The 12,258-nt window shown below is 71.6% G+C and carries 4 protein-coding genes; 1 reads left to right on the top strand and 3 read right to left on the bottom strand.

Features of this window, described 5'->3' with window-relative positions; all coding sequences use genetic code 11:
* Positions 1–139: 139 nt before the first annotated feature.
* The gene (locus IZR01_RS06515) at positions 140–718 is read right to left on the bottom strand and encodes a DUF1707 SHOCT-like domain-containing protein (RefSeq protein ID WP_194923268.1); all 579 of its coding nucleotides are present in this window, start codon (positions 716–718) and stop codon (positions 140–142) included.
* A gap of 254 nt (positions 719–972) precedes the next feature.
* On the opposite strand from IZR01_RS06515, the gene IZR01_RS06510 reads away from it, so the two are divergent.
* Positions 973–1,722, top strand: coding sequence for a thioesterase II family protein (locus IZR01_RS06510; RefSeq protein WP_194923267.1), 750 nt, complete (start codon positions 973–975; stop codon positions 1,720–1,722).
* A gap of 215 nt (positions 1,723–1,937) precedes the next feature.
* Here the strand turns inward: IZR01_RS06510 and IZR01_RS06505 are convergent, their stop codons facing one another.
* Both IZR01_RS06505 and IZR01_RS06500 read right to left on the bottom strand, forming a co-directional pair.
* On the bottom strand, positions 1,938–3,440 hold the full coding sequence (locus IZR01_RS06505; protein WP_194923266.1) for a glycosyltransferase family 39 protein: 1,503 nt from the start codon (positions 3,438–3,440) through the stop codon (positions 1,938–1,940).
* Positions 3,441–3,582: 142 nt separating this feature from the next.
* A partial coding sequence (locus IZR01_RS06500) for a type I polyketide synthase (RefSeq protein WP_194923265.1) occupies positions 3,583–12,258 on the bottom strand: 8,676 nt, incomplete at its 5' end.

Here is a 12,258-nt window from a genome sequence, read left to right as displayed (position 1 = left end):
GACCGCCGGCCTCACACCCGGCTCACCTCAAGCCGGTGACCAAAGCCCCGCACGCGACCGCCGGCCTCACACCCGACTCCCGTAAAGCCGGTGACCAAAGCCCCCCACTCAGCCCCCGAAAGATCAATGCGGCGCTGCACTAGAACATCTGGAACGGCCGCCGAAAGACTCGCAAGCTGCCGTCGTAGAGGTCGCCGGTCACGCGGATCGCATGGAGCTCCCGCGCGGAGCCGGATCGGGCGTACCGGTCCGCGACCGTCGCCCCGTGACGGCCGAGGCTGTCGAGGTCGACGTATGTGTCTGGTGATACCAGAAGGCGTATTCGACTGCGGCGAGCGTGGATTTCGATGTGGAGCCCCGTCGCGGGCACCACCGAAGCCCGGAAGTCGAGCGTTGACGTGGCGCGGTTGAGTTCGAGGTCGATTCGGCCGGGAATCTCCCATTCCCCGAACCTGTCGACGGATCCACCGCTGACCGCGAAGCGGAGCGGCCGTCCGTTTGCCTCGGCGGCCACTAGCTCGACGGCTGTCGGCGGCAGGTCGGCCGTGACGGATTCCAGGTCGGCGTAGGTCGCTGCCGTGAAGGCGGCGCCTAGCCGGCGGTCCAGTTCCTCCAGCGAGATGCGGCCGTCGCCGGCTGCGGCGCGCAGTCGTTCGGCGGCCATTTCGCGGTCGTCATGGCTTACCCGCTGCAGGGGATGCCCCGTGGACTCGCTCATTTGGATCCCCTCACTGGTTGCGCCTTTCTTCGGGCCTGGCGGGTGGCGTTGGTCCGCTGCTTCTCAGCATCTCGTGGATGAGCGACTGTTCGTAGCATGATGCTTTCCGATGGGCGCTCGATCAACTCGGGGAGGTTCGGGGCGTGGCTCGGCGTTCAACTGCCGCCGGGGCAGTTGGGCGCGGGTGATTGCCAGTGCATCAGGGTTCTGGTTAGGGTCGGCGTGCCATCGTCGGATCTCTCACCTGGAGCGGCATGTCTTCTGAGGAATCCCTGTGGTGTCGCCGCTACCTGCCTGTGCGGGACGCGCCCGCGCGCCTGGTCTGCCTTCCGCATGCCGGTGGGTCGGCGCCGTTCTTCCGGCCGGTGGCGTTGGGGCTGGGACAGGGTGTGGATGTCGTCGCGGTGCAGTATCCCGGGCGGCAGGAGCGGCGGTCGGAGCCGCCCATCACGGATATGGCGGAGCTCGCTGATCAGCTGACTGATGTGCTGCGGAAGCAGCCGGAGTCGCCGACCACGCTGTTCGGGCACAGTTTGGGCGCGGTGTTGGCGTTCGAGGTGGCTCAGCGGTTGGAAGCCGACGGGCGGCCCGCGGTGCGGATCGTCGCCTCGGGGCGGCGGGGGCCGGCTACGCGTCGGGATGAGCAGATCCACCTGCTCGACGACGACGGGATCCTGGCCGAGCTGCGGAAGATGAACGGCACCGCCTCGATGCTGCTCGACGACGAGGAGCTGATGCGTGCCTCGCTGCCCGCCCTTCGCGCCGACTACACGGCGGTGGAGCGGTACAGCTGCGGGCCCGACGTCTCGGTGAGCTGCCCGATATCGGTGCTGACCGGCGACAGTGACCCGAAGACGACGCTGGATGAGGCGCGGGCCTGGGAGCAGCACACCTCCGGCGGGTTCGAGTTCCATGTCTTCCAGGGCGGACACTTCTTCCTCAGCGAGCGCCCGGCCGAGGTCATGGCGGTGTTGAAGGGGTACTTCGGCCCGGCGCGCGGCTGAGGTGAGCGTCTAGGGCGTGTTTGAGAAGTCGGGCGGGGCGCGACGCCTGATCGTCCGGCGCCTGGCTGCGCCAGACGACCAGCCACAGCCAACCAGGATGAGGCAGGCCGCCCGTCTTGCCATGCTTGCCGCTGAGCCGTCGCGCTCGACCTGCTCATCACCTGCGGGACACTACCCACCCGACTTCTCAAACACGCCCTAGTGCCGCGCCGGGTTCAGTCCAGGTGACGCAGGCCGGGCCACATCGCGGCCCACGACCCGTGCGGCCGGCTGCACACGTAGACCGCGGCGTGCTGGGTCGTCTCCTGGTCGCGGAGCCCGTGCGGCAGGCTGATCGGCGCGACCTCGGTGACCTGCGACCAGAAGCGGCGCAGGAACGCGGCGCTCCACTGGCCCACACACAGCACGGTGTTCGGCGTGCCGGGCGGCGCGGAGAGCGCGTACTGGTTGTGTCCGCTGAACACCGGGCGCCGCAGGCCGTCGGCCGGGCCGAGGATGGTCAGCGCGCCGATCTCGCCGTAGTTGCTGGTGAAGATCGGCGTCCCGGCGGGCAGCTTCGCAGAGGCCTGTTGCACCGTGGCGACGAACGAGGGCCAGCCGTAGGTCTCCATCACCTGCGGGTTGACCGAGCGCAGGTCGGTATCGGCGGCCACCGGGAGGACCGGCAGCCCCACGATCACCGCGAGCAGCCCGGAGCCGGCGACGGCGGCCGGCCACCAGATCCGGCCGCGCGCCGTGGCGGCCGCCTCCACCTGCACCGCCCCGGCCGCGAACAGCGCGGTCAGGGCCGGGGCCGGGTAGTACGGGCGACCGCCGGCGGCGGTGAACACCACCACGGCCACCACCGTGGCGACCAGGACCCAGCGGTGGTCGCGCCCGGCCGACGTCGCGAGCCGGCGCACCCCGAGCACCCAGAGTCCGACGAGCGGGGGCCCGGCCAGTAGCAGCGCCATGGTCGGCAGGTGGGTCAGCGCCCCGGACGCGCCGCCCTCCTGCTCGGCCAGGACCTGGGCCATGTGGAAGTTCGCCCACTGATGCCGGGCGTCCCAGAGCAGATTGGGCACGGCGATCAGCACCGCCAGGGCTCCGGCCAGCCAGGGCCCCGGTCCGCGTAGCGCATCGCGCCGGAACAGGGCCAGGCCCAGGCCGATACCGAGCAGCAGCACGGCGATGGTGTCCTTGGTCTCCAGCCCGATCCCGGCCACCGCGCCGGCGGCCAGATAGGCCCGGACGCTTCCCAGCCGCAGCGCCCGCGCGACCAGCACCAGCACCGCCACCCAGGCCAGTTGGTCCAGCACGGTGGTGCCGAACAGCAGCGACGCGGCCACGAAGACCGGGCTGGCGGCGGTCGCGGCGGCGGCCAGCAGCTGGGCCCGCCGCCGGCCGCCGAACTCGGCCGCCAGGACCGCTGTCAGCAGCACACAGCCGGCCTGCGCCGCGATCGCGACCACTCGCAGCGGCAGGACGCCGCCGGGCAGCGCGGCGGCCAGCCGGGCCAGGACCGGAGCCACCGGGGGCTGGTCGACGTAGCCCCAGGCCGGGCTCCGGCCGCAGAGCACGTAGTAGAACTCGTCGCGGTGCCAGCCGAAGCGGGTCGCCACCGCCAGGTGCACCGCCACGGCGACGACGGCCACCACCGCCACCGCACGCCAGGCCACCGGCGGCCGCCCCGGAACGGTCGCCCACCGGGCCACCGGTTCCACACCCGAATCCGCCATCGTCGCCTCATCCCACGTCCACCAGCCAGTACGGTCATCACGACTTTACGGTCGCGCGGGGACGCAGAACGCTGACGAAAGGGATCATCCACCCCATCCAGTGAATGGGGTGGATGATGAGCGCATACCGGATGATAGTCGGTCAGCTCAGCGCCTCACCCCCGGCGCCGCCGAGGCCCAGCTCGTTGTCGATGAGGTCGAACAGGTCGTCGTCGGTCGCGTCGCCGATCTCCTCGACGCCCGCCGCGACGACACCCGCCGTCGCCTCGGTGTTCGCCGTCCGCAGGCCCTGAACGATCGCCTCCAGGCGCATCAGGACCCGCATCCGCCCCTCGCCTTCCGGCTCCGCCCCGGCCATCACCGCCAGCGCGGCCTCCAGACCGTCCAGCTCGCGCAGCACCGGCGCGTGTCCCGGCTCCTGCTTCACCAGCTTGGAGCGCAGATGCCCGGCCAGCGCCGTCGGCGTCGGATAGTCGAACACCAGCGTCGAGGGCAGCCGGGTCCCGGCGGCGGCGTTGATCCGGTTGCGCAGGTCCACGGCGGTCAGCGAGTCGAAGCCGATCTCGCGGAACGTCTGGTCGGGCCGGACGGCGTCCGCCGAGGCGTAGCCCAGGACCGCCGCGACGTGCGCCTGGACCAGGTCCAGCAGGAACCGGTCCTGCTCGGCCGGCGACATCGCGGCCAGGCGCTGCTCCAGCGAGGCGCCACCGGAGCCACCGGGGCCGGCGGCCGGACCGCCGGTGGCGGCGGCGGTCCGGCGGGCGGCGCCGCCGACCAGGCCCCGCCACAGCACCGGGACCTCCTCGCCCCGGCCGGCGCGCGCCCGGACGCCTTGGACGTCGAGCAGGGCCGGGAGCAGCAGCGGCTCGTCCCGGATCAGCGCCGCGTCCATGAGGGCCAAGCCCTCGTCCGCGGTCATCGCCGCGATCCCGCCGCGGTTGATGCGGGAGGTGTCGCCGGTGTCCAGATGGCCGGTCATGGCGCTGGCGTCCGCCCACAGGCCCCAGGCCAGAGCCGTGGCCGGAAGGCCAGAGGACTGACGGTGGGCGGCCAGGCCGTCCAGGAAGGCATTGGCCGCGGCGTAGTTCGCCTGGCCGGCACCGCCGAAGGAGGCGGCGGCCGAGGAGAACAGGACGAAGGCGTCCAGGTCGCGGTCGGCGGTCAGGTCGTGGAGGTTCCACGCCCCGTCCGCCTTCGGCCGCATGACGGTGTCCACCCGCTCCGGGGTGAGTGCGGCCACCACGCCGTCGTCGAGGACGCCGGTGGAGTGGTAGACGCCGGTGACCGGGACCGCGGCCAGCAGTTCGGCCAGCGCGCGGCGGTCGGCGGCGTCGCAGGACACGACGTTCACCGCGGCGCCGGACTCCGCCAGCGCGGCGGCCAGTGCCGGGACACCGGTCGCGGCCGGGCCCGAACGTCCGGTCAACAGCAGCTCACCGGCCTTGCCGCCGGCGGCCAGGTGCCGCGCCACTTTGCCGCCGATCATGCCGGTGCCGCCGGTGATCAGGACCGTGCCCGATCGGGACGGCGTCCGGGGGACGGTCAGCACGATCTTGCCGATGTGCTTGGCCTGGCTCATGAAGCGCAGCGCGTCGCCGATCCGGCGGACGTCCCAACAGCGGACCGGCATGCCGGTGAACACTCCCTCCTCGATCAGGGCACTGATCTGGGTGAGGATCTCGTGCAGCCGGTCCGGGCCGGCTTCGCCGGTCTCGAACGTCTGGTAGCGGACGCCGGGGTGGTCGGCGGCGATCTGGTCCGGGTCGCGGGGGTCGGTCTTGCCCATCTCGATGAAGGCGCCGCCGCGTGGCAGGAGGCGCAGTGAAGCGTCGGTCAGCTCGCCTGCCAAAGCGTCGAGGACGATGTCCATGCCCTGATTCGCGGTGACGGCTGCGAACTTCTGCTCGAAGTCGGCGTCACGGGAGGAGGCTATGTGGTCGTCATCCAGGCCCATAGCGCGGAGAGAATCCCACTTGCCGGGGCTGGCTGTGGCGAACACTTCCAGGCCCAGGTGCTTTGCGATCTGGACTGCGGCCGAGCCGACACCGCCGGTCGCGGCGTGAATCAGGATACGTTGACCGCGCGCCGCCTGACCCAAATCGACGAGGCCGTACCAGGCCGTCGAGAACGCGATCGGCACTGCGGCGGCTTCGGCGAACGACCACCGGGACGGCAGCAACACGGCAGTGCGCGCGTCCACCACGACGAACGGGCCGAACCCGCCGGCGGCCATGGCCATCACTCGATCGCCGGGCGACAGGTGCCGCACGCCGGGACCGATCTCAGCCACTACACCGGCGACCTCGCTGCCCAGCAGTGCCTCGCCCGGATACATGCCGAGAGTGATCAGCACATCGCGGAAGTTCACGCCGGCGGCGCGGACCGCGACCCGGACCTGGCCGGGTTCGAGGGCTGCCGACGGGAGCTCAGCGACGGCCAAGCCGTCGAGCGTGCCGGGGTGCTCGACTTCCACGCGCCATGGCGTGCCATCGGTGGGAATCGACAGCCCGCCTGCGGGCCGGGTGAGGCGGCGGGCCAGGACGGCATCGCCGCGGATGGCCAACTCGGGCTCGCCGGAGGCGAGGGCGCCGGGTAGGAGATCAGAGCCCTGGCCCGGGATGTCCAGGAGGACGAAGCGGTCGGGGTTCTCGGACTGAGCGGTGCGAATCAGGCCCCAGACGGCGGCTCCGGAGAGGTCCAACACATCCTCGCCGGTTCCGGTGGATACCGCGCCGCGAGTCAGGACGACCAGGCGGGCCGCAGCCAACTCATCAGCGGCCAGCCACTGCTGCACCACAGCAAGCACATCGGACACCGCACCACGAGCAGAAGCCCCAGCCCCAGGCAGAGTCACAGCCGAACCCGCAACGGCAGGCACAGGCGCGGCCGAAGCCGGAGTCGCGGCTGTGGTGGCGGTTGACGCAGGTGATGCATCGGCATCCGCACCGGCGGCGACCAACACCGAATCCGGAACCGGCTCGCCAGCCCGCACCGCCTCGACCAGCGCCGCCACATCCGCGAACACACCATCCGCCGAAACTCCGGGGACACCGGCGCCGAGCGCCGCGATCCGCCCGGCCGACTCCCCCGCCGCGACCGGCGTCCAGCTCACCGCGAACAAACCGTCGCGCACCACAGCGCCGGCCCCGAGCTGGTCCAGCGCTGCGGGGCGCAGCACAAGCGATTCCACCGAGACCACCGGCATTCCGGCGCTGTCGGCCGCGACCAGCGCGATCCCGTCGTTGCCGGTGGCCGTCAGCCGCACGCGCAGGACGGTCGCGCCGGACGCGTGCAGCGAGACGCCGGTCCAGGCGAACGGCAGTCGCACTTGGCCCGGGCCCGCCTCCGGCAGGACCGAGCCGGAGATGTGCAGCGCCGCGTCGAGGAGCGCCGGGTGCATGCCGAACCCGGCCGCGTTCGGCTCCGTGGGCAAGACGACCTCGGCGAAGAACTCGTCCCCGCGACGCCAGCCCGCGCGCAAGCCCTGGAACGCCGGACCGTAGCCATAGCCATCGGAAGCGAGCCGATCGTACAGATCGTCAACCGCGACCGGCTCGGCGTCACGCGGCGGCCACTCCAGGAACTCTGACGTGTCAGGGACCGACGACGCCGGCGCGAGGGCGCCCGCGGCGTGCCTGGTCCACGGCAGGTCACTGTCTTCGGGCCGCGTGTGGATCTCGATTGAGCGGTTCCCGTCGATGTCTGGGCCGACCACCACTTGTACCTGGACTGCCGCGTCTGCGGACAGGGTCAAAGGTGCTTCCAAGACGAGGTCGTCCAGGCGGCCGTAACCCACAGCATCCCCGGCGCGCACCGCCATCTCGACGAACGCCGTGCCCGGCAACAGAACCGTCCCGCCTACCGCATGATCGGCCAGCCACGGATGCGTCCGCAGCGACACCGAACCGGTGAGCACCACGCCCTCGCCCGACACCAGTTCCACCGACGTGGCCAGGAACGGGTGACCGAGCGTTCCGGAGATCGCCGACGCCGTCACCGGCGTCGGCCAGAAGTGCTGGTGTTGGAAGGCGTAGGTGGGCAGGTCGACCTGACGGCTCGCGCCGATGACCGTCGGCCAGTTGACGTCGACGCCGCGTACCCACACCTCGGCGAACGAGGCCAGCAGGCGGGCCGGGCCGCCGTTGTCGCGGCGCAGTGAACCGGAGACTACGGGGGCTGCGACGCCCTGGTCCTCCAAGGTTTCCGTCACCGCTGCGGTCAGTACCGGATGCGGCGACATCTCCAGGAAGACGCCGTGCCCGGAGTCGGCCAGAGCGCGAACGGCCCGGTCGAACTCGACCGTCGCGCGCAGGCTGTCGAACCAATAGCTGGCACCCAACTCAGGGCCCTGAAGCCACTCGCCGGAGACGGCCGAGACCATGGGAATGTTCAGGTCGGCGGGAGTGACAGGCGCCAAGACCTCGGTGATCTCGGCACGCAGTTGCTCGACTTGGGCGCTGTGCGAGGCGTAGTCCACGGGGATACGGCGCGCGCGGACCTCATCGGCTTCGCAGGCCGCGAGCAGTTCGGACAGCGCGTCCGGCTCACCGGAGACAACTGTCGCCGAGGGGCCGTTGACCACGGCGATCGAGAGGCGGTCGCCGAACTCTGCGATGCGGGTACGCACCGCGTCCACCGGCTCAGCCACCGAGACCATCCCGCCGGCGCCGGCCAACACCCGCAACGCACGACTGCGCAGAGCCACCACCCGCGCGCCGTCTTCCAGAGACAGAGCCCCGGCGACGGTCGCAGCAGCGATCTCGCCCTGGGAATGACCCACTACCGCATCTGGTGTGACGCCTGCCGCTTGCCATACCGCAGCGAGGGAAACCATCACTGCCCACAGGGCTGGCTGGACGACGTCAACGGCTTCGAGTGCGGCCGGATCGCTGAGGACATCGGTCAGCGACCAGTCCACGAATGGTGCTAGGGCGCGGCCACACTCGGCGAGGCGCTCGGCGAACACTGGCGAGGCGGCAGCGAGTTCGCTGCCCATACCGGCCCACTGCGCACCCTGACCGGGAAAGACGAACACCGAACGGCCGGTTGCCGATGCCGAACCGGTGACCGCTGAACCAGCAGCCTGACCGGTCGCCACCGCGGCCAAACTAGCGGCCAGTTCCTGACCGGCCGATCCGACTACTACCGCCCGGTGCTCAAATACCGCGCGTGTAGAGGCCAGGGACCACGCCACGTCCCGCGCATCGAGGTCAGGGCGCGCCACGGTCGACTCCCGCAACCGCTCGGCTTGAGAACACAGCGCCGCATCCGATCGGCCCGAGACGATCCACGGCACCACACCACCGACCACCGGGCCGGCCCCGGTACCACCACCCGCCGCGCCCACCGAATCGGCCCCGACCACCGGATCAGCCCCGACAGTCGCTGTGGCCTCGACGACCGGCGGCTCCTCCAGGATCACATGCGCATTGGTCCCGCTGATCCCGAACGAGGACACCCCGGCCCGTCGCGGACGCTCGGACACCGGCCACGACACCGACTCACTCAGCAGCCTGATATTCCCCGCATCCCAGTCGATGTGCGAGGAGGGCTCCGCGACGTGCAGCGTGCGGGGCAGCTCCGCATGCCGCAGCGCCAGCACCATCTTGATCACGCCGGCCGCGCCGGCGGCCCATTGCGTGTGTCCGATGTTCGACTTCACCGAGCCCAGCCACAGCGGCTGGTCCTCGGGCCGATCCTGGCCATAGACCGCCATCAGCGCACCGGCCTCGATCGGGTCGCCCAGTTCGGTCCCGGTACCGTGCGCCTCCACCGCGTCCACCTCGGACGGCTTCAGACCGGAAGCAGCCAGCGCGGCCCGGATCACCCGCTGCTGCGACGGGCCGTTCGGGGCGGTCAGACCGTTCGACGCACCATCCTGATTGATCGCGCTGCCCCGGACCACCGCAAGGACCTGATGCCCGTTGCGGCGCGCATCGGACAGCCGCTCCAGCACCACCATGCCGACGCCCTCGGCGATGCCCATGCCGTCGGCGGCGTCGGAGAACGCCTTGCTGCGGCCGTCGGGGGCCAGGCCGCGCTGGCGGGAGAACTCGATGACCGCGCCGGGTACGGCGACCACCGTCACGCCGCCGGCCAGCGCCAGGTCGCACTCCCCCGCGCGCAGGGCCTGACCGGCCAGGTGCATCGCCACCAGCGAGGAGGAGCACGCCGTCTCCACCGTCACCGCCGGGCCCTCCAGCCCGAACGTGTACGCCACCCGGCCGGAGATCACGCTGGCGGCCGTGCCGGTCATCAGGTAGCCCTCGGCCGCCGCCTCCTCGACGCCGCCGCTGCCGTAGCCGGAGGTCGCGGCGCCGACGAAGACGCCGGTGTCGGAGCCGCGCAGCGCCGCCGGGTCGATCCCGGCCCGCTCGAAGGCCTCCCAGGACGTCTCCAGCAACAGTCGCTGCTGCGGGTCCATCGCCAGCGCCTCACGCGGACTGATCCCGAAGAACGCCGGGTCGAAGTCGCCCGCGCCGTCCACGAAGCCGCCTTCGCGCACATACGAGGTGCCGCTGTGGTCCGGATCCGGATGGTAGAGCTCTTCGATGTTCCAACCACGATCGGCGGGGAAGGCGGCGACCGCGTCGCGGCCCTGCGCCATCAGCTCCCACAGGTCCTCGGGGCTGTCCACGCCGCCGGGGAACCGGCAGCTCATCGCCACGATCGCGATCGGCTCGGCGCTGAGCGCGCCGGGCTGGGGACGGGAGGACGCGTTCCGGCCGGCCGGATCGCCCGACCCGGCCGAGTCGCCGAGCAGTGTGGTGCGCAGGAAGCGGGCCAGCGCCACCGGGGTCGGGTGGTCGAAGACCAGGGTCGAGGGCAGGCGCAGGCCGGTCACGGTGCCGAGCCGGTTGCGCAGTTCGACCGCGGTGAGCGAGTCGAAGCCGAGTTCCTTGAACGCCCGGTCCGGTGCGGCGGCGTCGGGCGAGTCGTGGCCGAGGACGGCCGCGACGTGCGTGCGCACCAGATCCAGCAGCACCCGGTCCCGATCGGCTTCGGCGACCCCGGCCAGCCAGTCCGGCAAGCCGGCGGCGTCCAGCGTCGCGACGGCTGCGGCCTTCGGGCGGGTCGCGGTTCCGGCGGCCAGGCCGCGCCACACGGCCGGGACGGACTCGCCTCGGGCAGCGCGGGCTCGCACGCCGGGGACGTCGAGCAGCGCCGGGACCAGCATCGCTTCGTCCCGGGACAGGGCGGTGTCCAGCAGGGCCAGACCGTCCGCGGCAGTCAGGGCATTGATGCCGTCGCGGCCGAGGCGGGATTTCTGATCGGTGGCCAGATGGCCGGTCATGGCGCTGGCTTCGGACCACAGGCCCCAGGCCAGAGCTGTAGCCGGAAGGCCAGAGGACTGACGGTGTGCGGCCAGACCATCAAGGAACGCATTCGCCGCGGCGTAGTTGCCCTGGCCGGAGCTACCGAAGGTCGCGGCCGCCGAGGAGAACAGGACGAAGGCGTCCAGGTCGCGGCCGGCGGTCAGGTCGTGGAGGTTCCAGGCGCCGTCGGCCTTCGGGCGCATGACGGCGTCTACTCGTTCCGGGGTCATCGACGTCAGCACACCGTCATCCAGGATCCCGACCGAGTGGAACACCGACGACACCGGCACCGAGGCCAACAAGCCAGCCAGCGCCTCGCGGTCGGCGGCGTCGCAGGACACGACGCTGACCCCGGCCCCGGAACCCGCCAAGCCCGCCGCCAACGACGGGACTCCGCTGGCGACCGGGCCGGAGCGGCCGGTCAACAGCAGCTCACCGGCCCGGCCGCTGGCGGCCAGATGACGGGCCACTCGGCCGCCGATCATGCCGGTCCCGCCGGTGACCAGAACGGTGCCCGCGGCACGGGGCTTGCGAGGCACGGTCAGGACGACCTTGCCGATGTGCTTGGCCTGACTCATGAAACGGAACGCGTCGCCGATCCGGCGCATATCCCAGCAGCGAACCGGCATACGCGTGATCACGCCGTCATTGATCAGGGCATTGATTATCGTGAGGATCTCAGCCAACCGGTCGGGGCCTGCGTCCTGGGTGGAGAAGGCCCGGTAGACCACGCCGGGGTGATCGGTGGCGATCTGGTCCGGATCGCGGGGGTCGGTCTTGCCCATCTCGATGAAGGCACCGCCGCGTGGCAGGAGGCGCAGTGAGGCGTCGGTCAGCTCACCGGCCAGCGCGTTCAGGACGATGTCCATGCCCTGACTCGCCGTGACGGCTGCGAACTTCTGCTCGAAGTCGGCGTCACGGGAGGAGGCTATGTGGTCGTCGTCCAAGCCCATGGCACGGAGCGCGTCCCACTTGCCAGGGCTGGCGGTGGCGAACACTTCCAGGCCCAGGTGCTTCGCGACCTGGACCGCCGCTGAACCCACGCCGCCGGTCGCGGCGTGAATCAGGATGCGTTGACCGCGCGCCGCCCGGGCCAAATCCACCAGGCCGTACCAGGCCGTCGAGAAGGCCACCGGTACGGCGGCGGCTTCGGCGTACGACCAGCCGGCGGGGACCTGGGTGAGGGTGCGGGCGTCGGCGACCACCAGGGGCGCGAACCCGCTGGTGACGATGCCCATCACCCGGTCGCCCGGCACCAGTCCGGTCACGCCCGAGCCGACCTCGGCCACCACGCCGGCGACCTCGCTGCCGACTATCCCGGCGTCGGGATCCCGATCCGCCGGGACCAGGCCGAGGGTGAGGACGACGTCGCGGAAGTTCACGCCGGCGGCGCGGACCGCGACCCGGACCTGGCCGGGTTCGAGGGCGGCGGCGGCCGGGGGGAATTCGGCGGCGGCCAGGCCGTCGAGCGTGCCGGGGTGGGTGACTTCGAGGCGCCAGGG

The organism is Catenulispora pinisilvae, assembly GCF_015356865.1.
GTDB classification, from domain to species: domain Bacteria; phylum Actinomycetota; class Actinomycetes; order Streptomycetales; family Catenulisporaceae; genus Catenulispora; species Catenulispora pinisilvae.
Note: the sequence above shows the minus strand (reverse complement) of the source record. Positions and strands in the feature narration are given on the sequence as shown.

Coding starts and splice junctions, on each gene's coding strand:
- IZR01_RS06515 (WP_194923268.1), bottom strand. CDS start 718: ATGAGCGAGTCCACGGGGCATCCCCTGCAGCGGGTAAGCCATGACGAC.
- IZR01_RS06510 (WP_194923267.1), top strand. CDS start 973: ATGTCTTCTGAGGAATCCCTGTGGTGTCGCCGCTACCTGCCTGTGCGG.
- IZR01_RS06505 (WP_194923266.1), bottom strand. CDS start 3,440: ATGGCGGATTCGGGTGTGGAACCGGTGGCCCGGTGGGCGACCGTTCCG.